Source organism: Colwellia demingiae (genome assembly GCF_007954275.1).
Classification (GTDB): domain Bacteria; phylum Pseudomonadota; class Gammaproteobacteria; order Enterobacterales; family Alteromonadaceae; genus Colwellia; species Colwellia demingiae.
This window is the reverse complement of the sequence record NZ_VOLT01000005.1, coordinates 104,828-128,707: the sequence shown is the minus strand read 5'-3', so window position 1 is coordinate 128,707 and position 23,880 is coordinate 104,828. Positions and strand designations below refer to the sequence as shown.

Here is a 23,880-nt window from a genome sequence, read left to right as displayed (position 1 = left end):
TCATCTTTCAACTTTTCACTACCTTTTATACAATAAGACTTTAATCATTGCTTGATAAGGTACATCTTATCCGATACAGCGGGTGCTAGCCTAATAATAACGCTATGAACATGACTTTTATTATCCGTGAGAAATTCGATACTATAGCTAGAGTTAAGCTAGAAAATAGATTTTTTAGTGATGAAAAATTATAATTATTTGTAATGAATGACATTTGCTAACCATTGTGTTGTTTGTTGTATCCATGAAAGTCCGTAAAGACCTACCAAATGTTTAGGCTTTAATTTGCAACGAGGATCCGATAACAAGGTTCTCGCCTTAGAAAAATTACCATTGCCAATATTGAGTTTCGCAAGGTGGCATAAATGTGCTGCGCTATATTTAAGCATATCTCTAGCACTACTTCTTTTTATATCCTTTCTGGCTTCTTTCGTTATACGAATGCTGAAACCACACTCCGTTGATGGAACATTAGTTTTACTGGCTTGGTTTTGTGCATCTTTATGATAAAGAGAGTGAATGTTCGGTGAATAAGCTATAGGCGCATTTAAAGCAACGCGACAAAATAAATCTTGATCCTCTCCAATTGGCTCATTAAGGGGAAAGCCACCAATTGACCGAAATAATGAACGTTCAATTACCATAGAAGACATAGTAAAAGGTAAATCGCCTTGAGAAGCAATATCAAAATAGTTATCCAATATCACGCCTTTTGGGTTTATATTTTCTAGCTTAATTTTTGCATCACAATAGTTGTCTTCTGATTCGACTATTTGATAGCGCGTGGCAAAGAATTTTGCTTCTGGAAACTTAACAATTAAGCGTGCAACTTCGTCTAAAAATAATGGTAACCATTGGTCATCCGCATCTAAAAAAGCAACATAGTCATGACTAGCTAAGGCAACACCATTATTTCGCGCCGCCGATACCCCTTGATTTTCCTGATGAACCAGTTTTACATTTTTCATGTTAGCTTTTTTTACTATGGCAGGGCCATCGTCTGTAGAGCCATCGTCAATCACAATTATTTCTGCTGCAGGATATTTCTGCCACTCAACACTTTGTAGCGTTCTTAAAATATGCTCTGCTTTATTAAACAGTGGAATAACTACGGTAAAATTTAAATTGTTCATTTTGAATACTCCAGTTAGATAAAGAATTTTTTAAGGCGTTTTCAACAGATAAAGTAGGTTGCTTAAAAGTTGTTGATACACCGAGTGTTATTTGCGAAACAATTTTTTCAATGTCTAGGTTAAATAAATCTATTTGATAGTCTTCTGGCAGACCAACTTCATCACACCAGCCTTTGCATTTACTATGATAATTAATGGATAAAACGGGGGTCTTAGCTAAGTAACCGAGAATAGAACCATGTAAACGCATACTTATAATAGCTTTGTAGTCTGAAAGGTTGTTGAGTAATGCAATAGGGTTTGGGTCGTATTTTTTTATGGACACTGGAATGTACTTATCTAATAAACGGGTAATAATATTGTTATTAATTTTCCAATCACCCAATACCTTATGGCCATTAAACTCAATCAAGGTAATAGGCTCACCGGTTCTCGTATATATGTTGGTAATTAATTGAACAAATTGTTCTACTCTTTTTTCTTCTTCGAACTCATCTGTATTGCCCATGGCATCAATAGCAACTGAACATAAGGTTAAGGCGATACCTTGGCGTTCTCTCGTCGATGGTTTGTATTGTTTCGAGCACAACAACAATGGCGCCAAATCAAATGTTTTGTGTACGTTTGCATGAGGCGCAATATCTCGTGCTATTGCTAAACTAGCGTTATCTCTAACACCCACGTAACCACATTCATCTAAAAATTTTGCGCAAGATTTTTCAGCCATAGTAGAATTAAAGGGACCGATACCTATACCGACCGCTAAGCTTTTTTTCTGGTTAGCTAAAGACATTAATTGTCTTTTTAGATTGATGTCGTTTTCGCTGTGTAAAACTGAACCGCCACCAAAAATGATACGTTTACTCTGAATGGCCGTTTTATAATGCAGTAACCTGTTTTGCCCCGGAAATTGTTGAGTAAACTGTAGAGGCAGCTGATTATCACTTTGTGTTTCTCTGGTGTAATCACCATATAAACCTACTTTAGTGTTATTGCATCCGAGAATATTTTTAGCTGCCCAAGCCGTGGCGTACATTAGGGCGTCATCACCACTATTTCGCATACCGTAATACCCGACTAAATAAGCATCATATTTCTTAAACATATTTTTCTCCTGATTTTAATGGGTTAAGTGCAATACCAATCCATAAAAGTGCTGGCCAGTAAATAAAACTTAAAATTTCTAGGTTTTCGAAAAAGGAGTAACAAATAAACACCACAAGCATTAGCGCTGCGGTATAACAAATTTGGCTTTTGAGGCTGTTCCAAAACAAATAAATACAAGTAAATGCTAATGGAATTGCAAGGGCTAATAGTCCTACGATACCTTTTACAAATAACAACCCATACCAACTGTGATGCGATCCAATAGGCATTCCTTCAACAATCTTAGGGCCTCTTTCTACGATACCGTGCCCCCAAATTGGTGCTTCTGACTCCCAACGTTGTAACGCTAATACTTCTAAAGTATTACGTACACGTGTTGATTCAGGGCGCGAGGCTTTGATGTCTGCATAGCTATTGCTCAACCAACTAAATAAAGGCTCGCCTAACAAGGTAATAGCAGGGATCACTAACCCAATAAGGACTAACAGCATTGGATTTTTAAAATGCTTATGTAAGAAACATAATGGAGTTAAGGCGATATAAATAACCCAGCCAGCACGTGATTGAGACAACAAAGACATAACAAAGCTGCCTAATAAACCAGTACTTCTCCAAAAAGAATCTTTTTCTTGGCAAGTGAAAATTAAAAATATACAGGCCATAAAACCTGCAGCTGGCGCCCAAGGGGTAAAAAATCTCCATCGTCCAGCACCTGTTTCAGGGTTTAATCCGAAGAAACTCACGGTAAAAAAGGTTTCGCCAGGGCCACCAATAACTTTTAAAGGTGAAACAAATAAGTCGCCATGAACACCAGCCATATAAAGAGCCATGGTGACAAGTCCAAAAATTAATGAATGAAATGAAACTATGCATACGGCTCTAACGATTAATTGCGGTTTTATATCAACAAAGGCACCAATAAATAAAAATAGGGGCATAAGGGCCCAACCTTTTGCCCAGCCAATAGATGATTTAATTGTTTTCGCCAAACCTAAATCCCAATTTGAATGCCCAATCAGTAAGGCTAATAACATAAACAGACCACCAATTACCCATAACCAAACGATGGCAGGGATAGCTGAGAACTTGTCTTTACCATTGACATACCAGCGTAATAAAACCACTGCAAATATCATCCAACCTAATACTGAACCCATAATATAAAGACCACCAAAAGCGAAGAATGGGTAGGTTAACGTTAACCCAAACCAGATCAGCTTTTCTTCGGTAGAATTAGGGTTTAATTGGTTTGTTGTCATAAGAGCATTAGTCCAATGGTGAGTAATACAAAGGCTGTTTTAAAAGTATTATGCTATTGCAACTTACTTTGTCTCTTGCCTAAAACCGTGTTGTTACTCTTGGTATAGCTAAATGTATGCCAAACTTGTGAAAATAATTTAATCTATTGATATTACTGAGTTATTTGTTTATAAGGGGGGCGTGATGAAGAAAAAAGGTACTTGTGAATTGCAAAATAAAAAGCTTATTATCATTTTGCAATTCATTAGTTGTTGTCGTTGATGTAAAAAAGCTAACTATTATCTGAAGTCGTTTCCTCTTTTTTAAGGATTATTTGAATTAACTTATTACGTTGAGATAAAATAATTAATCCTAAGGTGATAAATATAAATCCAGTTATTGCACTTATAAAAGCAATAATGTTTTTAGGGCTGCTTTGTTTCATTGGATATGAGGGGGTTGTTAACATCTGCAGCACTGGATAAGAGGCAAAAACATCTGACTTACTCGCTTCAAGCCTTGCTGCAGCAGAAGTAAATATTGCTTCTGCCATGTTGAATTCTCTTTGTAAACGCTCTAATTCGACAATTTCTCGAGAATAAATTTTTAATTGGTCTGCTAAATGTAGAGCTGAACGTCCTAAATCTTCCAGCATTGACTCTTGGCCTTTTTGCTTTGCGTATGCGTCAATTAAATCTGCAAATAACTCAGAGCGTTTCGGGTTTAAATCTAAATTCAATGAATTAAATATTTCAGTAGAATTTACCCCGTACATTTGATTGCTTCGTTCGTTAATCGAAATACGCGTAAAGTTTAATCTTTTTTGTTGTGCTTTCACTTTAGGATGATTCACTCCCCACCTTGAACTGTACTCAGTTAGTTGGGTTATGCTTTCCTTTAACTCAGTAATGTAAGCACGAAATTCAACATCAGATTGCAGTGCAAAAGCTTGCCCCGCTAATTTGGGTGATACGCCTAGCTCATCGCTTAACTGATATATATATTCTTGCAATTGTTTTGCTTCAGCTTTGACATAAAGGTGCTTTTCTTTAACCCCTGAAAGAGTTCTTACTAATTGGTCCATTTGGTCTGTTGAAACGACAATTGAACGCTGTTGAAAATCAACAATGGCATTACGTGTTATGTTCATTCGTTCTCGGTATCGGTCAAGCACCTGTTCAATACTTTGATCTCGACGTAATACTTCATCAGCTCTTAAGTTATTTAGCTCGTCTTGGAGTGATTCATATAAGGCAAGCGTCTTTGCTTGCGCTAATTCTTGACCATTAGCACTCATCTCAAGTGAAATAATTGACGTTTGCTCAGTCAGTTTAATTCTAGGATCACCAAGATCCTCGAGCGAAAGCTGCAGTTTTTTTGCTGCACGAGCTCTTACGCCTCGGCTAGATAACATTTCTTTATAATTAACACGAGGGTTAAAACCACCACCAGAAAAAGGGGTATTAGTTTGTGAGACAACTTGACCAACATTATCTAAGGATACGCTGTTACTACTACCTGTGCCGGGTAATACCATTTCCATATCACTGGTAAATGAAGGGGCTTTATTTAAATAAATTATTACAAGCAGTGTAACTATTAAATAAGAAACTAAAGCCATCACCAAATAGGGGCGTTTCAATACCGCATATGTTTTTGCTCTAAATAATCCAAATTTTGTCAATGGAACAATAGGATACTTCATAAATCACCTATAATAATTTGAATGGAATAATAAGGTCAGTAAGGGTTTTAGCTATATCTCGATAATTGGTAATGTCTGAGTCATAGCATGCAACTGCATCGTTTGGCATAAGATAAGGGTTAATTCGCGCTTTATTCGGCATTGTCATCAACTGCTCAACGGAACGTTCGATGACTTGCGTTTCACCCGTTATCGGATTTTTACTTGAAAGCACAACTCTACGTGGTGCATTAGTCCATTCTTTACCACCAACACAGTTAGCAGAAACAGCTGCTTGAAGTAAGCGTGTGCCATAGGGCAGGCTTGTTGAAAATCGGCCAATACCGGCACTAGAGTTATCGCCTGCTGAATCAATTAGATTAGACATAAACACACGAAAACCTTTAGGTGTAATTTGGCTTGGTCTAACTAAATGAGCTTGAAAACAACCTGTACTAGGCACTATTACTCTGTCACCGGCGACTAAGGGATAATCATTAACTAGGTTTCCAGTTAACATGCCAGTCATATCTATTTGTACCTGCCAGCCTTTACTTATCAAAATTATTTGATCTAATTTGGCATCAGGTCTAATACCTGATGCTGCTCTTATGGCTTCAGATAATAAACGCGTGGTTGAATAATCACCGTAAGCTTCTAAATGTTCTGAATTTTGAATGCCGGTAGGTTTCTTATTGATCAATACTGTACCGGGTTGAAAAACAGCACCTGCAACAGCTACTTCAATTGATGACCAATTCAAAACATATATGGTTACGCTTGCACTATCAGGCTGAAATATTTCTGCTCTAATAAGAGCAAGTTCAATTTTTGTTTCCAATTTATTGGTTGTCGCTCCGCCGGCCTCAACAACACCAATAATCGGTAATTTGACATAACCTGCATTATCAACAATGTAACGACCATTAAAGCCTTCGCCATCTTCTATAATCACTTCAACTAAATCCCCAGGACTCAATAGTAAACCTTGTGCCAAAATAGGATCGTTCTTGGCTGAAGCTTTCATGTTCGATGTATTTAAATTTAATGGTTTATCTGTTCTATAGTTTAATGCCGCCCCCATATTTTGAAACTGACTACAACTTAAGCCGTCAGAAAAGACACTGTTGGGTGCCTTTTCATGAATAAAGTCATCGCCATTGTCAGAAGGATTACCATAAAACCGAAGTGCAGATTTATCCATGTTTTCTGAAGAATGCCTAGTACAACCTTGTGTAACTAAAGCTGCTAACAAAGCAACAAGTACTGGTATCATTTTATAATTTTTAAATGTGTGATACAGCATAATATCTCCATGGTGATGCTAACTATATAAACAGTATTTGCACTTAACGTACCAAGAGTTATTTTATTTTTAGTTATTGTATTTAAAGAACTTTTTATATTGTTTAAGTGAGTTGTTACATGGTTTTGCAATGTGCAATACGCTTTATCTATTTTGCAAAATGCTATTTACAAGGAAATAGCCAAAATAGATATGAATAGAAAGTAAAAAAGTGAATTAATAATGAGTTTTATTAATTCACTTTAATCTTTAATAAGTAATTTTTTAATTATGTCGTAGCACGAAAAAGTGGTTAATATTAATAAGCACCTTTTGCACTTAACACGGCAGGTATCGTTAGTGCTATTATTTTACAATCCATTAAAAAGCTTTGCTGCTTAATATAGGTTTTGTCTAATTGTAATTGTTCTTCAAAATTAGTGTCTGCTCGGCCAGATACTTGCCATAAACCAGTTAGACCCGGCTTGGTAAATAATCTTGTTTGAACTACATTATCATATTCATAAGTTTCAATAGATAATGCAGGTCTAGGGCCCACCAAGCACATATCTCCTCTAACAATATTAAATAACTGTGGGATCTCATCAATCGAATATTTTCTGATAAATTGCCCAATCTTGGTAATTCTTGGGTCATTAATATACTTTTTACAAACGCCTTCTCGAGAGCTTTGTGTAGGATCTGGCTCTTGATAATTAGGGTCAGTTTTTAAATACATGGAACGGAACTTATACATTTTAAAATGTCGACCATTCTCACCCACTCTTGTTTGAGAGAATAATGCACTGCCTGAGCTTTCAATTTTAATTAAAAGCAGCACTAATAAAAGTAATGGGCTAATTAATAGTAACGCAATGAATGCGACTGTTTGTTGCAAGATAACCGGGATCCCTTTATGTTTGTAATTTTTACCAATGGCTTTGTGAGTACCAGTAAATAAAGCGTTATTTTTAAAGAGTTGTAAAATTTGAATAGTCATTATTTTTCCCCTGTATTCACTAAACCAAGAATGAAAGTTCTATATAAAAAAATTGGATTACCAATAACATATCGGTTAAATTTATCGCGAGGTTCTTGTAATAAACGCCACATCCATTCCATACCTATTTCTCTTAACCACATAGGTGAACGTGAAATATTGCCAGAATAAAAATCAAATAGTCCACCTACAGCTAATGCGGTTTTGCATTGCAATTTGTCTCTGTGATCGAGTAACCATTTCTCCTGTACTGGTGAGCCCATAGCGACTAATAATATGTCGCAACCGCTATTGTTTATTGATTCGATAATTTGTTCAGAATTATTATCTTCGTTATAACCATGCTCGGTACCAGTAATGTTAAGACCAGGGAATTGATTGCATAATGCATTCGCTGCTTGTTGAGCAATACCGGGTTTAGCACCAAAAAAATACAAAGATTGGTTTTTTTCAACACAGCTTCTACAAATGTGAGGCAACATGTCTGTACCGTTATTATTGCCATTAAGAAGAAAACCCGCCTTTTTCGCAGCTAACCTCATGCCTGAACCATCGGCGAATAAAGCATTAGCATTTGATAATTGATTAAAAAATTTAGGATCGCTTATCGACAAGTTGATTGAATGTACGTTAATAAAAAAAACTATTTGAGTTTTATTTGGTTGTGTCTGAGAGTGTGTTATCCAGTCAACAGCTTCTGCCATAGATGTGTTTTTAACGTTTAAACCAAACAAGGATAAGCTATTATTTTTTATTGGTTTTTTTATTGGTTTTTTTATTTCTTGACCATAAAAAATAACAGACATAAAACTTTTAATAATAAGTGCTAAATAATCAGCTGCATTACCATTAAGCTGCTGTTCAAGTAGTTGCTCTTTACTCATTATTGTTAAACCCGTTTTAAGGTGTAAATCATACAAACTAAAAAGGCCTGCTTTACATTTAATTTGGTTCATAACACAAAACTGTATATCGGGTGATAACCTGTGTGTTAGAGGAATACCGCAAAAAGAAATTTTTCCGAAGTAAATATCAAATAAAACGGCGGTTTTGACCCAAATACCACAACTAAATGCATGTAATATAACCGGTCTGCTTAAAGCATCTATTTTATGTTGCAATGAAAATAAGCTTCTTTTAGTACATAGAGCCAACACTATATTGATTAGGAAGCAGGGGAGAAGAATTAAAATAAGCATAAGTGCAATAGGGCGATCCATAAATGAGCCACTGTAATGATGATTAATGGAATCGTAATGCTTAAGGGATTGAGTCATCGTTTGAAGTGAGAATTTAGTATTTATCATTTCAGTTAACCTAATCATTGAGGGTTAACTGATACATTGCTTAAGCTATGCCAATCTGTATTTTTATTTTATGTGATTGTAAATAAAGGATTTTGTACTTTTTATTGAAAGCGGTGGTGATAAAATATTGCAAAATAGAAATTATATTATCATTTTGCAATATATTTATGATTTTTTAGAGGCAGATAATTTTCGAGTAGATAGATAGAATTATATTTGTTTCTCGTGACAGAATATCTTCGTTAAGTTTCCTAGCAGAAATGAACTTGTTTTTATTAACGAAAGCTAATAATCGGGCTGATAGAAAAAAAACAATTTTATGAAAAAAATTATTAAAAAAGCCCGTTCTCATAGGACCACAATTGCGATGACGAATATAATCTTTTAACTGATAATCGAATGTGTTGTTCCACTTCTGTTCGAGCTCTACTATAAAATGGACTCCTTTACTGAATTCAATAACATGGCCATTTTCGCCCCAACCCACATCATTTTCACTTTGTACTTTATCAAACCGGGAATCAATAACCCGGGTAAGCCACTCTATGGTTATTACATTGTTTCTCGCTAAAAGCACTCCAGAATTGAATCTATTCGAATATCCTTTTGCCATATACACATACTTTCCCGCTTGAAACACATTGGTTAAACTAGGGCAATTTGGATTAACCATAGTATCGGCATCCAAAAACAATACATTCTCATACCCGGACAATAAAGCCGCTCGCATTAATGTTAATTTAAGCCAGCAACACTCTACCCCTAGGGCAGAAACAAAAGGACGTGTTACGGCTTGGTGAACATAACCGTATTTTTGTGCATAGCGTTGATGAGATTTAAGCTCCCGTTGATACATCCATTGATAACCGTTTAGAGCAATACTGAGTATTAATGTTTTATGTTGCATAAATTTCACCTTTGCAGTTAACCAATAATTTTTCTCTAATTTAAAGTTAACAAGCAATATTTGCTCCATATATTTCACTAAAGCATTTATTCAGCATTACTATTGGCTATACGATTGAATTTAAATATGTTTTGCAATTTTTTATAATTAACGGTTATATTTATTTATCGAGCATTTATTAATGATGAATATCAACTATGATTTATCTATATAAACAAATAAAGTTTTATTATAATCACAACTGGTGCTTGTTAAAGTTTTTGATATTTATAGTTTTATTAAATGAAAGATATCAATTTGACAACAGTTATTTAAAACACGGTTGAGTGTTTGCTGAATTTAATTTAGATGATCAATAATCGCAATTTTAAGGATTGGAAATGCAGAACTTAAATAAATCTAGAATTTTATTTGTAGATGACGAACCAGAAATTCTGCGTTCTCTTGAACGTATTACAAAAAAACTGGATGCTGTTATTTTAACAGCTTCGAGTGGGCAAGATGCACTGGATATTATTAATGAGTGTCCTGTAGATGTCATCGTGTCTGATTTTAATATGCCAAGTATGGATGGTAATCAATTACTGGAACAGGTAGCTAAAATTTCACCAGAAACAGTTCGTATGGTGCTGACAGGCCATGGCGATATGGAAATGATCGTTAATTTGATTAACAATGGTCATATATGGGGTTTTCTTCAGAAGCCCTGGGATAACTTCGATCTTATAATAAAGTTAAAACAAGCCTTACAATTACAGCAGGTTTTGGCTGAACGAACTTTAATGCGTAGAACAATTGATCAATACCAAAAATATCATAAATCAAATTTTGAAGGCTTCATAGGTGATTCAGTGGCTATGCAATTTGTTTACTCATGTATCGAACAAAGTGCACCTAGTAACGCTTCTGTCTTTATCACAGGACCAAGTGGCGCAGGTAAAGAAGTTGCAGCTCAAGCAATTCATCGATTAAGTAAAAAGAAAAACGGACCCTTTATCGCGCTTAATTGTGCGGCTATTCCGTCAGAATTAATGGAATCAGAAATTTTTGGTCATATTAAAGGTGCATTTTCTGGCGCTGTTTCTAACCGAGATGGGGCAGCCTCTCTGGCAAATGGTGGTAGTCTATTTCTTGATGAAATAGGCGAAATGGATATTGGTTTACAAGCAAAATTATTACGATTTATCCAAACGGGTTGTTTTCAAAAGGTTGGTAGTGGAAAAGAAGAAAAAGTAGATATTCGTTTTATTAGTGCTACGAATAGAGAACCACAAATTGCTATCGCTGAAAATAAATTACGCGAAGATCTCTTTTATCGGTTAAACGTTATTTCAATAGATTTACCGCCGTTAAATGAACGAGATAATGATATTCTTACATTGGCGGAACACTTTTTAAGCCACTTTAGTGAAATTGAGGGTAAAGTGTTTGCTGGATTTTCTTCTGGAGCAGAAGCATTGATAAAGTCTTATTCATGGCCGGGTAATGTTCGTCAGTTACAAAATATCATTCATAGCTCAACAGTTATGTCTGAAGGACCTCTGATTTCTGAAAAAATTATTGCTCAGCAACTTGGTAAACAAAGCAAACAAGCGGAGCCAGTGTTTAATTCACAAAAAGAAAGCGTCATTCCTTCAATAACCCCGAACAATCAAAATAATAAAGCTCATCAGGTTAATCATTTGCCATCACCAATTATTACACTGGCTGAAGTTGAAAAACAGACTATTGAACAGGCTATAGACTTGTGCCAAGACAATATTGTAAAAGCGGCAAGTGAATTAGGTGTGAGTCCATCAACGCTCTATCGCAAAATACAGCAATGGCAAACATCGCCAGCAGAGTAACCGTATTCCTAATATGCAAATAACCACTGTAATGATTTTCATCATGCAAATAATCTCGGTGGTTATATTTAACTTAAAATAAATCCATTTAAAATCAATGAATTAAAAAAACTCCATGTTGGAATGAATCTTGAAGCTACCTTGTTAATTAACAATGATTCAGGAATATTCTAATGCAGTTGCTACATTTTTTTAGAATACAATTTAATTCAGTTATTGAGCTGTTATCAAATACTATTTGGTTACTCAGTGCCGAATTTGTAGCAAAAACATCCCGAATTTTCACCATTATTGTGCTAGCTGCTCAATTATCACCAATGTCATACGGTACTGCGATGTTAGCTTTAGCATTTCACGATGTTTTTGGATTGTTGTTGCGTGCAGGTGTTGGTAGCCAAATTATTAATTGTAAACAACATCAATTAGAAAATTTTGCTAAAAATGGTATCGTGATCCAATGGGGTATTTGCTTAACCATAGCGATAGGGCAATTCAGTTCAGCAAATTACTTTTCATCACTTTATGATAATGATGACATAACACTTTTATTACAAACGATGGCTGTAATTTACCTTCTATATCCGTGGGTAAGCATTAAAATATTTTTATTGCAGCGTGAAAACAAAATGCGTTGGTTCAGTATTAGAAATGGCCTTTGTGTAATTATTGAAAACTGTACAATTGCAATTGCCGCTTTATTAGGAGCCGATATCTTATCGGTGGCTTTGGGAAAAATTGCTTTTTCAATCTTTTGGTTATTGTTATTTTCATTCTCACCTGTCAAATCATATGGGGTTGGTTGTAAACCCTTTATCATTCATCAGATGCTTAAAACATCAGGAAAGCTGTTTAATACTGAATTTCTTCGTGGTATTCGACTTCATGCGGATACATTCATTGCCGGTAGGTTATTAACACCTGAACTTTTTGGATTTTATACCTTTGCGAAGAACGCAGGTGTTGGCTTAAGTCAGTCAATTAGCCAAGTCTATATTGGTGCCTTATTCCCATACTTGTGTAAATTAGAACGAAAAGGTCAGTTATTAGTACAACAAAAAAAAGTATTTGTTATCTCTTTAGGCATTGGCTTGCTGTTTGTTATTCAAGCGCTATTAGCACCCATTTATGTTCCTATTCTATTTGATGAAAAGTGGTCTTCAGCGATACCTATTATTACCATCTTATGTTTAGTCGCACTCCCTAATTTAATAATCGATATTGTGTGTTGCATGCAGCGTGTAACCGAGCAATACCACCGGGAAACATTTACTCGATTAGTCTGTCTTTTCATCAGTCTAGTAACGCTTTTTATCTTTACTCCCAGTGAGCCTATGGAGTTCGCTTTGGTGATATTTTTTAGTAGTTTATTTTGTTTAATTCCAATTTATTTAATTAATGTAATAAAGCCCTTTAGTAACAATTTACGTACTGTAATTTGATAGGAGAAAACACATGGAAGCTAATTCAATTCCGGTAGTATCGGTCGTTATTCCAATGTATAACGTAGAAAAATATATAGAGCAAAGTGTTAATAGTGTCCTTAATCAGAGTTACCATCATTTTGAACTTATTTTGGTTGATGATGGCTGTGTTGATAATACCTTGGATATAGTTAATAACTTTACCGATCCTCGTATTAAGGTTGTTAGACAAGCTAACAGAGGTTTGTCAGGTGCTCGAAATACAGGTATAGAGTCTGCCAGAGGAATATACATTGCTTTATTGGACGCAGATGATTATTGGGCAACTGATAAATTAGCCAAGCACATTCAACATTTAAGTGTGAACCCAAAAGTGGGTATTAGCTATTGCCCTTCATTATTCATTGATGAGGAAGGTGTACTTTTAGGTGTTGGCCAATTCCCTAAACTTAAGAATATTACTAAACAGCATATTTTTTGTCGAAACCCGGTAGGTAATGGTTCTTCACCTGTCATTAGAAGATCAGTATTGTCAGAAGTTGGCTGTTTCGGTATGAATAAAGATAAATACCGAAAAATGTATTTTGATGAGAGCTTAAGACAATCAGAAGATATTGAACTTTGGACACGGATAGCGTTAAACACAAAATGGCAATTTGAAGGAATTAGTTCACCGTTAACTTATTACCGTGTTAATGATTCAGGTCTGTCGGCTGATGTAGATAAACAGTTTGCAAGTTGGCAACACGCTGTCATGTTAAACAAAGCATCTGATCCAACTTTCTTCAAACAGTTTTACAGCTTAGCAAAAGCGTATCAGTTAAGGTATTTAGCAAGAAGAGCTATACAATCAAAGAGTAAGGTCACAGCATTCAAACTTATTCACCAAGCAATATACTGTAACTATAGAATTATTCTGCAGGAGCCTAGTCGTACCGTCATGACTTTGTGTTGCGCTTGGTTAAAGTTTTTACCAAGTAAGCTATATAGTCGTATAGAGAAATTTGCCATGTTGAATTTTGGTAACAGTTCAATTAAGCAGTAATATGAAAAATTTGTGAATTCCACTATATTTCACCATCTAAGCTTAATGTAATCTTTTGATTTGATGGGTCGAATTCGACTAGTCTAAAGTCAAAAAAGAGTAAATAACTTTGTAAACGAAAAGCAGAGGTCACGAGTATAAAGTTGAACTAAGCAGCGGTTAGAGTAATGAATTTTTATCAGTAAACGTAGTAACAAAAAGTATCATTCAATTAATCCAATTCACATTGAGAGGTAATATGAATCGTATTAAAAAATTGGATAAAACCTCAACAGTAAATCAACTATTAAGCGGCATGGAAAAGTCTGTTGCTGACAGCTTTACTGGTGAACAGCGTAAAGCATTGCAAAAAAGTATTACCAGTCAAGACTGGCGTCAACACAATGTAGATTTTAGGCCTACGTTAGCACTCCCATTTTTACCCTGGAATTTTTATCTTGTGTTTCTTGTTGGTATAAATAGAAGGGGACTTGTACCAGCGGAACGTTTTATCGCTTTTACTATGTTTTTATTCGTTATATTTATTATTGGTTTAATTATTATTGGCTGCACTTTTGTGCTTATCTACTTACTAAAATCATGGTTAGGGATTGATTTGTTTCCAAATGAATCCCTAGGTATTTGGGATAAATTCAAAAGTTATCTTTAACACTCTATATTTAATTGACCGAATATTTATAAACTTAGCAGGGATTTATTTATTCTATTTGTGGTCTTTGTGATAAATAAAAACTTATAAATTAGTTGTCTTGCCAAAAGTCACTTTAATCCCCACTGAGATCTTTCACTTTGAATGATAACGGTTATATATATAAAAATACTCAGTTATAATTAGCCGAACTAATTGTGCAATTAATTTTATGTGATAACTTAATTGATGGTCGATAACCAAGGAACAATAAATGGAAAAACCTTCATTACTAATACTTGATGATGAAAAGGAAGTGTTAAACGCGTTAAACCGTGTTTTACGTAAACATTTTCAATTGTATTTATTTTCAGATGCCAATGAAGCCATTGGCTTTTATCAAGATAATCCTAACATTCCGCTGGTTCTTACAGATATGAGAATGCCTATCATGGACGGGGCAACATTCTTAGGAAAAATCATTGAAATTAACTCTCACTGTAAACGATTTTTGTTAACAGGGCATGCTGATATTAATTCAACAGTGATAGCCGTTAACGAAGGAAAAATCTCTCACTACTTTTCAAAACCATGGGACAATGAGGAGCTAGTGACTAAGCTGAAAAGTGCTTATGAACTGTATCTTAATGAAAGAAAAACTAAACATTTATTAAAAGTTAATTTGGCTAAAAATGCAGAGCTATCATTGATTAATAGTTCGCTTGAATTAGAAACCAATAAAAACCAACAAAAATTAAAACTTATTTCTACCCGAGAAGCGAATAGCTTCGGTCGGCTTAAAAAGACATTTTCGACCTTTATTGATATTTATGCAGAAACAATTTGCTTGCATAATCAAGATGATTCACGCCACAATTTCCGCGTTGCAGCCCATGCTAGGTTAATTGCAGAAATGCATTCCTGCGATAAACTTACTACTTTTCAGATTTATATCGCTGGCTTGTTGTATGAAACAGGAAAGTTATCCCTAGAGCAAACGTTACTTAACAAACCTATAGATACCTTGACGCAACAGGAAAAAAATCTATACAGTGCTTTTTATCAAAAAAGCTACGAGCTACTCAATAGAGTTGACGAACTTTCCTTTGTCGCCGAAATAATAAAAAATATTCCGGTAAACTATAATGGCACTTCTGCGCCTGAACACCTAACAGCTGATGAGATCCCGCTAGGCTCAAGAATTATTGCCATCGTTTCAATGTATGATAATTTAGTTAATGGGCGTCAGTCGCAGGTTAAAACACCGACGGCAGAAGCCAAACATCGTATTAAAGAACTAGCTAAGACTATGTTCGACCCAAGCTTAGTTAATTACTATTTAACCATACTAGAAGAGCGTCCTAGTTCAAGTGAAGGTAAAGTAGACTACCTACTCAATTGTAGTGATTTACGAGAAGGCATGATGTTATCAAGAGATATTGTCAATGCGGATAAAAAACCAATGCTAACGAAAGGAACCAGCATAGAGCAGCATCATATTGATAGACTCCTTGAAATTGAAAAGAGCCAAGGAGAGTTTTTTCTTGTTTATGCTCGTTGATATTCCACGATGCAGTAATGATAATCTCTTTCCTAAGAGCATTTGAACACGAAATATACACGTTGAGCGAAATAACAGAATAACTAAAATATTGTGGTGAGTGTATTAAGCAATATACTCTTATCTAACGCTATTCTCCCCCGTAAACACTTGCTATAATGCTGGGTATCTTTGTGCGTAAAACGTACTTTATATCAAGCTTCATTCCAACCGAGTCGATAAGTTGAATCGGTTGTATTAGGTTATTTTCAGAGGTTTATTTTCATGTCGGATACCGAAAACCGCCCAACAAACTTTATTCGTAATATCATTGATGCCGATCTAGATAGTGGTAAACACACAAGTGTGCAAACACGTTTTCCACCAGAGCCGAATGGCTTCTTACATATTGGTCATGCAAAAGCTATTTGCTTAAATTTTGGCATTGCCCAAGATTATAACGGTTTATGTAACCTACGTTTTGATGATACCAACCCTGAAAAAGAAGACATTGATTACGTTCATGCTATTCAAAAAGATGTGAAGTGGTTAGGTTTTGAGTGGGCAGGGGATATTAACTATTCTTCTAACTACTTTGACCAATTACATGGTTTTGCGGTTGAACTTATTGAAAAAGGGTTGGCGTATGTTTGCTTCTTAAATGCGGAAGAAACACGTGAGTATCGTGGAACTTTGAATAAACCAGGTAAAAATAGCCCTTATCGTGATACTTCAGTAGAAGAAAATTTAGCCTTATTTGCCAAAATGAAAAATGGCGAATTTGAAGAAGGCATTTGTGCCTTACGCGCTAAAATTGATATGACTTCAAGCTTTATGTGTTTGCGCGACCCTATCATTTATCGTGTACGTTTTGCCCATCATCATCAAACAGGTGATAAGTGGTGCATTTACCCTATGTATGACTTTACTCATTGTTTATCTGATGCATTAGAAGGCATTACCCATTCTATTTGTACGTTAGAGTTTCAAGATAATCGACGTTTATATGACTGGGTTATTGAAAACGTTTCAGTACCAAGTACGCCACATCAATATGAGTTTTCTCGCTTAAACCTTGAATATACGCTGATGAGTAAGCGTAAGCTAAATACGTTAGTAGAAGAGAAGTTAGTTGATAGCTGGGACGATCCGCGTATGCCAACGATTGCGGCTTTTCGTCGACGAGGTTATACCCCTGCGTCAATGCGAGAATTTGCCAAGCGAATTGGTGTAACTAAAATGGAAAACACTATTGAAATTAGTGTTTTAGAAGCATGTATTCGTGAAGATTTAAATGATAATGCTCCTCGTGCAATGGCTGTTTTAGATCCTATTAAATTAGTGATTGAAAACTATCCTGAAGATAAGAATGAAGATCTAATTGTTAAGAATCACCCAAGTGATGACGAGCAAGGGACACGGATCGTGCCATTTTCTAAAGAGCTTTATATTGAAGCTGAAGACTTTAGAGAAGAAGCCAACAAGAAATATAAACGTTTGGTCATCGATAAAGCAGTACGTTTACGTGGTGCCTACGTGGTAACTGCAACACGCTGTGATAAAGATGAACAAGGTAACGTCACCACTGTTTATTGTACTTACAATGAAGATACGCTAGGTAAAAATCCAACCGATGGAACTAAACCTAAAGGCGTGATTCATTGGGTTGATGTCAATAAATCACTGGATGCGACAGTACGTTTATATGACCGATTATTTACCGTGCCTAACCCTGCAGCCGAAGATGATTTTAATTCAGTTATTAACCCTGAGTCTTTAGTCACTATTACGGGAGCTAAAGTTGAGCCATCACTAGCAGAGGCAAAACCTGAATTTGCTTATCAATTTGAGCGTCAAGGCTACTTTTGCCTAGATAATGACATTAAAGAGCCTGGTGCATTAGTCTTTAATCGCACGGTTGGGCTGCGTGATACTTGGGCTAAAATTAGTCAGTAAGCTAAATAAAAAAAGAGCAAAAATGGCGTTAATTCCTTAACATTATTTTCAGCGTCTTATTAAAAAGGCCAGTGGTGAGTTATTTAAACTTACCACTGGCTTTTTTTTTGTTAAATCTGTTAGTCTTATAGGCAAGGTATACATCATTAGTTCGGTCATATTTAATGAATAAACAGTTAGTTGCAATAATCACAGCAAGTTTTTTTATGCTACTTATCCTAGCAGGCTGTCAAGAACAGCCTCCAGTAGAAGAAAACCCTAAAACTGACATGAGCCAAAATGGGAAACAAAACGAACTAAAGCCGGAAACAAAAAAACCAGTAAACGTTGTAATAAAAAGAACAGCTGCCCGAAAGTGGTCTGAAATACTAGCATCAGGGCACATCAATGCTGTAAAACTTGATTGGAAGTTGGAGTCTGCATTGCCACGAGCAGGCTCTACAGGGGCATATCATACAACTTTACTACAAAACTTTGCGGATACACGAGGTTTAAAACTTAAATGGCATAGGGTGAACAACTTAGCTGATATGTTTAAAAAATTATCAGCATTCGAGGTTGATATTATTCCGCGACATTTAACCATCACCACTAATCGCCTTGATAAATATAGTTTTACCTATCCTCTTTTACGTGACAAAGAAGTGGTCATCGCTAAATCGGGCAAACAAGATTTCAATGAGGATGATGACAATAATATCTCTCTTCCTATTGGCTCCGCTTATATTGAGAGTGTTAGTAAGCAATATCCTCACTGGCAAGTTAACATTATTGAAGAGCATGTTAGTTCTCAGGAAATGGCTGATAGTGTTGCAGCAGGTCTAACTAAATATACTGTCATTGATGGTTTTGCTTTAGAAACGTTAAAACAATATCGCGATGATATTCAAAGTGTTTTCACTTTACCTAAAGCTATTAATCTTGCTTGGGCCGTTAATTTAAATAATGACACTTTTTTACATGAATTAAATGAATTCATATCGGTTCATCATGTTATGCAAATGATAGAGCCAGAGCGTACTATCGATTTTAAACAGTTAAGAAAAGATAAGCTCCCTTTACGTGTAATCACACGAAATAGCCCTGAAACGTATTTTTTATGGCGTGGCGAGTTACTCGGTTTCGAATATGAATTGATGCGTAAATTCGCCGATATCCATAAGGTCAAATTGGTTATTGTTGTGGCGGATAGTTACGAAGAAATGCTAGAACTATTAGCAGAGGGTAAGGGGGATATTATTGCCGCAGGACTGTCTCGTACTAAAGCACGAACAAAACAAATAACTAAAGCAAAACTAACGACAAGTATTCGTTATAACCGAGTAAAAGAACAGTTGGTTGCTCATCAAGATAGTGCACAAATAAATGAACTAACTGATCTTAAAGGCCGCACGATAACCATCAGGAAAAGCAGCAGCTTTTGGGCAACAGCACAAAGATTAGCGAAAGATTTTGGCGCTAATATTGTTTTAGCAAATGAAGATATTGCTACCGAAATATTAATCGCTCAGGTGGCAGATAAAGAAATAGATTTAACCATTGCTGATAGTAATTTGATCGCCATTGAAAGCAGTTTTCGCTCACAAATTATTACCCCACTAACCTTTAAAGAAGATGTTCCTTACTCTTACTTAGTCAGACAAAATAACCCCCAATTATTAGCCTATTTAAATGAGTTTGTTAGAAAGTACTATCGTGGTACTTTTTATAATGTAGTTAAAAATAAATATTTTTATAATGAAAGACTGCAAAAAAGTCATAATAAGTACCGTTTAGTGTCCGGCTCAATTTTATCGCCCTATGACGATATTGTTCGCTCACATGTACAACCGTATAATTTTGATTGGCGACTTATTGTCTCGCAAATGTATCAAGAAAGCCGGTTTGACCCGATAGCCAGTAATTCCACTGGTGCCTTTGGTTTAATGCAAATGTTACCGCGAACAGCAGCAGAGCTGGGAGTGAAAGATTTAAAAGATCCTGAACAAGCCATTGCATCAGGCGTGCAATATTTAGATTGGACCCGAGATCGATTCTCTAAGGATTTACCGGTACAAGAGCAAATATTTTTCTCTCTTGCCTCTTATAATGCTGGTTATGGACATGTAAAAGATGCACAACGTTTAGCAAGACAATTAGGGCTAAGAAGTGATCGATGGTTTAATAATGTTGAAAAAGCCATGTTATTACTTCAGCGCAGACAATATTATAACAAAGCACGCTTTGGTTATGTACGAGGAAGAGAGCCGGTAAATTATGTGCGCGATATTCATCAGCGCTATTTAAGTTATATTCGCATTACTGATTAATAGGGTCATTAATCTATGTTTTGAGGATGAGGAAAATAACCATTTCTTTATTATTAATAGTGTATAAATTATGAAAGCAGTAATAGTCATTATTTTAATGCTGTTTAGTATTACGATTATGTCTGTAAAAGCTGAAGACATCGAGCCGGTACATTATGCTTACGCTAATTACTTAGGTAGTGGTATTTATCAAACCACAGGTCAAAATGCTAGTTTAATCAGTATGCCGTTTTCCTATGAACTAGGGCATGAGGGGAAAACAACTTATGGTTTACGTTTACCTGTTTCAGTCGGTTTTTTTGACTTTGAACTAGCTGATTTACCTAACCTTGATTTACCCGATAACGTTGGCACGGTGACCTTTACGCCCGGGATTGCGTTTAACTATCAATACAGTAAAGATTGGTTTATTGAGAGTTATATTGATGTAGGTTATGGCCGAAACCTAACGACGAATAAAGGCGTTAGTGTTCATTCATCAGGCGTTTCAGCGCTTTATCATTTCGAAATAAAAAACTATGATGCTATTTGGGCAAATAGAATTTATTACGCACGTTATGATGGAAATGGTTATGATGCTCAAGACTCCTACGCCGCGGTTCAGCTAGGAATCGATATGGGTCTACCATTGCAATATCGGGTGTTAGGTTACCAATTTCAGCCGAGACTTTTTGCTACTGCCTTTTGGTATTTTAGTGAGGTTGATTTTCTAACACCTCGAACGCAAAGTTTTGATGAAGAAAAAAATGTCACGCTAACTAACAGTGTAGAGTTTGGTTTTACGTTGAAATTTGCTAAAACGATCGGTTATTCGTGGGCGGGAATTGAGCGGTTAGGATTAAGTTATCGCTATAGTCAAAATTTTAGTGCTTTTCGTTTACTGTTTAGTTTTCCTATTTAACTATTCTATGAACTCGTAAGTTAAAATAAAAACAAAAAAAAGAGGCTTAAAGCCTCTTTTTAATGTTTGTTCTCAGCTAAATCCGTAAAGCTTGATCACCGCGAGCCATACCGACACAACCAGAACGAGCCGACTCAATAATTTCCGTCTCATTTTGTAAAGCATTAATAAAGGCATTGAGCTTTTCAGCGTCACCAGTCAGCTGAACGGTATAAACGTGCTTGCCAATATCTATAATGTTACCGCGAAATATATCAGTTATCCGTGTTACTTCAGTACGAGACTTATCATTCATAGCAGTCACTTTGACCAATAATAATTCACGTTCAATATGCTTTCTATCGGTAATATCAGTGATTTTAATCACATCAATAAGTTTATTTACTTGTTTAACAATTTGCTCTAATACCTTGTCATCACCTTTAGTTGCAATAGTCATTCGAGATAAACTATTATCATCAGTTGGCGCAACGGTTAAACTTTCAATATTAAAAGCACGTTGAGAGAATAATCCAACAATACGTGATAGTGAGCCAGGTTCATTTTCCATCAAAATAGCCAAAATTCTACGCATTATGATTTAACCCCTTTTTTTAACCACATTTCATCAATTGCACCCGTACGTATCTGCATAGGGTAAACATGTTCTTTCTCATCAACCATAACGTCGACAAACACTAAACGATCTTTGATGTTAAAGGCTTGTGTCAATTTTTCTTCTAACTCATCTAAGCTGTCAATCTGAATACCAACATGACCATAAGCTTCGGCGACTTTAACGAAATCAGGTAAGGATTCCATATAGGAAGAAGAATGCCTACCACCATAAACCATATCCTGCCATTGGCGTACCATACCTAGTGAGCGATTATTCAAAGTTACAATAACAACGGGTAATTTATACTGTGAACAGGTAGAAAGTTCTTGGATGTTCATTTGAATAGAGCCGTCACCGGTTATACAAATAACATGTTTATCTGGGAAGGCTAACTTAACCCCCATCGCTGCTGGTAACCCAAAGCCCATGGTGCCCGCACCACCGGAGTTAATCCACTGACGTGGTTTAGCAAAAGGGTAGTACTGTGCCGCAAACATTTGGTGTTGGCCAACATCAGAGCAAACGTATGCATCACCTTCTGTTATTTTATATAACGCTTCAACAACCCGTTGAGGTTTTATCTTTTCATTTTCATCTTGCTCATAGCTAATACTTTTTACATTGCGCCACAAGTTTATTTGTTGCCACCATTGGCTCAATGCCGCTTCATCTGGTGAGAAGTTAATGTCAGTTAATTCATCTAATAACTGCTGCATAACCACATCGACTAAGCCAACAATTGGGATGTGAGCATTAATCGTTTTTGAGATTGACGTTGGGTCAATGTCGACATGAACGATAGTGGCATTAGGACAAAACTTTTCGACATTATTAGTAACCCTGTCATCAAAACGTGCACCAAGTGCTAAAATAACATCAGCATTAGCCATACTCTTATTCGCTTCTAAACTACCATGCATGCCCAACATACCAATAAACTGTTTGTGGGTTCCTGAAATACCACCAAGCCCCATTAAGGTATTAGTAATTGGTGCTTTTAATGTCTCAACTAACTTAGTTAATAATTCAGATGCATCAGATAAAACAATACCACCACCAGAATACACTACGAGTCTTTTGGCATTTGAAATTGTTTGTGCCGCTTTTTTGATTTGTTTCGGATGACCCTTAATATTAGGGTTATAAGAGCGTATTTTAATATCTGTTTCGATATTAAATGGCCCTTTATTTTGAGGGATCAAAATATCTTTAGGAAGTTCAACGACTACAGGACCTGGTCTACCGGTACTTGCTATATAAAAAGCTTTTGAGATGGCAACTGGAATATCAGCTAGAGATCTACAGCTAAAGCTGTGCTTGATGATAGGGCGAGTACAACCGACGATATCAGTTTCTTGAAATGCATCGTTACCGATAAGTGAGGTAGCAACTTGACCTGCAAGTACTACCATAGGGATTGAGTCCATATAAGCAGTCGCAATTCCGGTAACACAGTTAGTTGCGCCTGGACCTGACGTTGCTAATACAACACCAACCTCTCCGGTTGCTCTCGTATAACCATCAGCCATATGAGTTGCGGCTTGTTCATGACGTACTAAAATATGCTCAATTTCATCTTGTTGAAATATAGCGTCATATATATCTAAAACGGACCCACCGGGGTAGCCGAAAATGTATTTAACTTTCAGTGCCGATAGTGATTTAACTACCATTTCTGCACCAGTAAAAAGTTCTGTTGTCATACCATCACCTTGATTTTTTTGACCTGTTTTATTGTAAATAATGTGTTGTTCTTAAATTGAATAAATTAATGTTGAGCTAATAAAAAACCCTCGGTCTTAAAAAGAGCGAGGGTTTCTTGATATTCTGCTTAATCGTTTTTGCTAAGCACAAGCTATCCCCGCTAATGGTGAAAGTACCACTACGACTATGAGGATGACATTGAGGATAGTTGTTTTAAAAATCATACAATCTTACAAAAACTTAAATATTTTAATTAGTACTATTTTTAA

At 35.8% G+C, this 23,880-nt stretch carries 18 protein-coding genes; 8 read left to right on the top strand and 10 right to left on the bottom strand.

The annotated features are described in order from the left end of the window. Positions 1 to 194 precede the first annotated feature (194 nt). The 8 genes from ESZ36_RS11125 to ESZ36_RS11090 form a co-directional block, all read right to left on the bottom strand. On the bottom strand, positions 195 to 1,133 hold the full coding sequence (locus tag ESZ36_RS11125; protein WP_146787725.1) for a glycosyltransferase family 2 protein: 939 nt from the start codon (positions 1,131 to 1,133) through the stop codon (positions 195 to 197). After that, complete coding sequence (locus ESZ36_RS11120) at positions 1,093 to 2,238, bottom strand: polysaccharide pyruvyl transferase family protein (RefSeq protein ID WP_146787722.1); 1,146 nt, start codon at positions 2,236 to 2,238, stop codon at positions 1,093 to 1,095. The genes ESZ36_RS11125 and ESZ36_RS11120 overlap by 41 nt, the downstream gene beginning before the upstream one ends. Further along, on the bottom strand, positions 2,231 to 3,499 hold the full coding sequence (locus tag ESZ36_RS11115; protein ID WP_146787720.1) for an O-antigen ligase family protein: 1,269 nt from the start codon (positions 3,497 to 3,499) through the stop codon (positions 2,231 to 2,233). Before ESZ36_RS11115 ends, ESZ36_RS11120 begins: the two co-directional genes overlap by 8 nt. Positions 3,500 to 3,771: 272 nt before the next feature. Further along, positions 3,772 to 5,184, bottom strand: a complete 1,413-nt coding sequence (locus tag ESZ36_RS11110) for a GumC family protein (RefSeq protein ID WP_146787717.1) — start codon at positions 5,182 to 5,184, stop codon at positions 3,772 to 3,774. Positions 5,185 to 5,191: 7 nt separating this feature from the next. Beyond that, complete coding sequence (locus ESZ36_RS11105; RefSeq protein WP_211357779.1) at positions 5,192 to 6,469, bottom strand: polysaccharide biosynthesis/export family protein; 1,278 nt, start codon at positions 6,467 to 6,469, stop codon at positions 5,192 to 5,194. 298 nt (positions 6,470 to 6,767) lie between these two features. Continuing rightward, a complete protein-coding gene (locus ESZ36_RS11100; protein ID WP_146787715.1) occupies positions 6,768 to 7,448 on the bottom strand; it encodes a sugar transferase in 681 nt (226 codons plus the stop codon). Then, positions 7,448 to 8,755, bottom strand: a complete 1,308-nt coding sequence (locus tag ESZ36_RS11095) for a WecB/TagA/CpsF family glycosyltransferase (RefSeq protein WP_170235826.1) — start codon at positions 8,753 to 8,755, stop codon at positions 7,448 to 7,450. Before ESZ36_RS11095 ends, ESZ36_RS11100 begins: the two co-directional genes overlap by 1 nt. A gap of 175 nt (positions 8,756 to 8,930) precedes the next feature. Further along, a complete protein-coding gene (locus ESZ36_RS11090; RefSeq protein WP_170235825.1) occupies positions 8,931 to 9,662 on the bottom strand; it encodes a hypothetical protein in 732 nt (243 codons plus the stop codon). A 380-nt stretch (positions 9,663 to 10,042) separates the two neighbouring features. Between ESZ36_RS11090 and ESZ36_RS11085 the strand changes: the two genes are divergently transcribed. From ESZ36_RS11085 to ESZ36_RS11050, 8 genes are all read left to right on the top strand, one after another. Next, on the top strand, positions 10,043 to 11,509 hold the full coding sequence (locus ESZ36_RS11085) for a sigma-54-dependent transcriptional regulator (protein ID WP_146787706.1): 1,467 nt from the start codon (positions 10,043 to 10,045) through the stop codon (positions 11,507 to 11,509). 173 nt (positions 11,510 to 11,682) lie between these two features. Then, positions 11,683 to 12,948, top strand: coding sequence for an oligosaccharide flippase family protein (locus tag ESZ36_RS11080; protein ID WP_146787703.1), 1,266 nt, complete (start codon positions 11,683 to 11,685; stop codon positions 12,946 to 12,948). Between the two features lie 13 nt (positions 12,949 to 12,961). After that, positions 12,962 to 13,975, top strand: a complete 1,014-nt coding sequence (locus ESZ36_RS11075; protein ID WP_146787701.1) for a glycosyltransferase family 2 protein — start codon at positions 12,962 to 12,964, stop codon at positions 13,973 to 13,975. Between the two features lie 238 nt (positions 13,976 to 14,213). Further along, complete coding sequence (locus ESZ36_RS11070) at positions 14,214 to 14,624, top strand: hypothetical protein (RefSeq protein WP_146787698.1); 411 nt, start codon at positions 14,214 to 14,216, stop codon at positions 14,622 to 14,624. A gap of 253 nt (positions 14,625 to 14,877) precedes the next feature. Continuing rightward, a complete protein-coding gene (locus tag ESZ36_RS11065) occupies positions 14,878 to 16,164 on the top strand; it encodes an HD domain-containing phosphohydrolase (protein ID WP_146787695.1) in 1,287 nt (428 codons plus the stop codon). Between the two features lie 264 nt (positions 16,165 to 16,428). After that, a complete protein-coding gene (glnS, locus tag ESZ36_RS11060; protein WP_146787692.1) occupies positions 16,429 to 18,099 on the top strand; it encodes a glutamine--tRNA ligase in 1,671 nt (556 codons plus the stop codon). A 164-nt stretch (positions 18,100 to 18,263) separates the two neighbouring features. Next, positions 18,264 to 20,408, top strand: a complete 2,145-nt coding sequence (locus tag ESZ36_RS11055) for a transporter substrate-binding domain-containing protein (protein ID WP_146787689.1) — start codon at positions 18,264 to 18,266, stop codon at positions 20,406 to 20,408. Positions 20,409 to 20,478: 70 nt separating this feature from the next. Continuing rightward, complete coding sequence (locus tag ESZ36_RS11050) at positions 20,479 to 21,309, top strand: hypothetical protein (protein WP_146787686.1); 831 nt, start codon at positions 20,479 to 20,481, stop codon at positions 21,307 to 21,309. A gap of 76 nt (positions 21,310 to 21,385) precedes the next feature. Here ESZ36_RS11050 and ilvN read toward each other — a convergent pair whose 3' ends face one another. Continuing rightward, the gene (ilvN, locus tag ESZ36_RS11045) at positions 21,386 to 21,883 is read right to left on the bottom strand and encodes an acetolactate synthase small subunit (protein WP_146787683.1); all 498 of its coding nucleotides are present in this window, start codon (positions 21,881 to 21,883) and stop codon (positions 21,386 to 21,388) included. After that, positions 21,883 to 23,610: an acetolactate synthase 3 large subunit gene (locus tag ESZ36_RS11040; RefSeq protein ID WP_146787680.1), complete on the bottom strand. Its 1,728-nt coding sequence runs from the start codon at positions 23,608 to 23,610 to the stop codon at positions 21,883 to 21,885. The genes ilvN and ESZ36_RS11040 overlap by 1 nt, the downstream gene beginning before the upstream one ends. Between the last annotated feature and the right edge of the window lie 270 nt (positions 23,611 to 23,880).

Excerpts from the sequence above, each read along its gene's own strand:
- ESZ36_RS11090 (WP_170235825.1), bottom strand. The coding sequence starts at position 9,662 with ATGCAACATAAAACATTAATACTCAGTATTGCTCTAAACGGTTATCAA.
- ESZ36_RS11100 (WP_146787715.1), bottom strand. The coding sequence starts at position 7,448 with ATGACTATTCAAATTTTACAACTCTTTAAAAATAACGCTTTATTTACT.
- ESZ36_RS11085 (WP_146787706.1), top strand. The coding sequence starts at position 10,043 with ATGCAGAACTTAAATAAATCTAGAATTTTATTTGTAGATGACGAACCA.
- ESZ36_RS11040 (WP_146787680.1), bottom strand. The coding sequence starts at position 23,610 with ATGACAACAGAACTTTTTACTGGTGCAGAAATGGTAGTTAAATCACTA.
- ESZ36_RS11125 (WP_146787725.1), bottom strand. The coding sequence starts at position 1,133 with ATGAACAATTTAAATTTTACCGTAGTTATTCCACTGTTTAATAAAGCA.
- ESZ36_RS11055 (WP_146787689.1), top strand. The coding sequence starts at position 18,264 with ATGAATAAACAGTTAGTTGCAATAATCACAGCAAGTTTTTTTATGCTA.
- ESZ36_RS11095 (WP_170235826.1), bottom strand. The coding sequence starts at position 8,755 with ATGATAAATACTAAATTCTCACTTCAAACGATGACTCAATCCCTTAAG.
- ESZ36_RS11080 (WP_146787703.1), top strand. The coding sequence starts at position 11,683 with ATGCAGTTGCTACATTTTTTTAGAATACAATTTAATTCAGTTATTGAG.
- ESZ36_RS11105 (WP_211357779.1), bottom strand. The coding sequence starts at position 6,469 with ATGCTGTATCACACATTTAAAAATTATAAAATGATACCAGTACTTGTT.
- ESZ36_RS11115 (WP_146787720.1), bottom strand. The coding sequence starts at position 3,499 with ATGACAACAAACCAATTAAACCCTAATTCTACCGAAGAAAAGCTGATC.
- ESZ36_RS11110 (WP_146787717.1), bottom strand. The coding sequence starts at position 5,184 with ATGAAGTATCCTATTGTTCCATTGACAAAATTTGGATTATTTAGAGCA.
- ESZ36_RS11120 (WP_146787722.1), bottom strand. The coding sequence starts at position 2,238 with ATGTTTAAGAAATATGATGCTTATTTAGTCGGGTATTACGGTATGCGA.
- ilvN (WP_146787683.1), bottom strand. The coding sequence starts at position 21,883 with ATGCGTAGAATTTTGGCTATTTTGATGGAAAATGAACCTGGCTCACTA.
- ESZ36_RS11075 (WP_146787701.1), top strand. The coding sequence starts at position 12,962 with ATGGAAGCTAATTCAATTCCGGTAGTATCGGTCGTTATTCCAATGTAT.
- glnS (WP_146787692.1), top strand. The coding sequence starts at position 16,429 with ATGTCGGATACCGAAAACCGCCCAACAAACTTTATTCGTAATATCATT.
- ESZ36_RS11050 (WP_146787686.1), top strand. The coding sequence starts at position 20,479 with ATGAAAGCAGTAATAGTCATTATTTTAATGCTGTTTAGTATTACGATT.
- ESZ36_RS11065 (WP_146787695.1), top strand. The coding sequence starts at position 14,878 with ATGGAAAAACCTTCATTACTAATACTTGATGATGAAAAGGAAGTGTTA.
- ESZ36_RS11070 (WP_146787698.1), top strand. The coding sequence starts at position 14,214 with ATGAATCGTATTAAAAAATTGGATAAAACCTCAACAGTAAATCAACTA.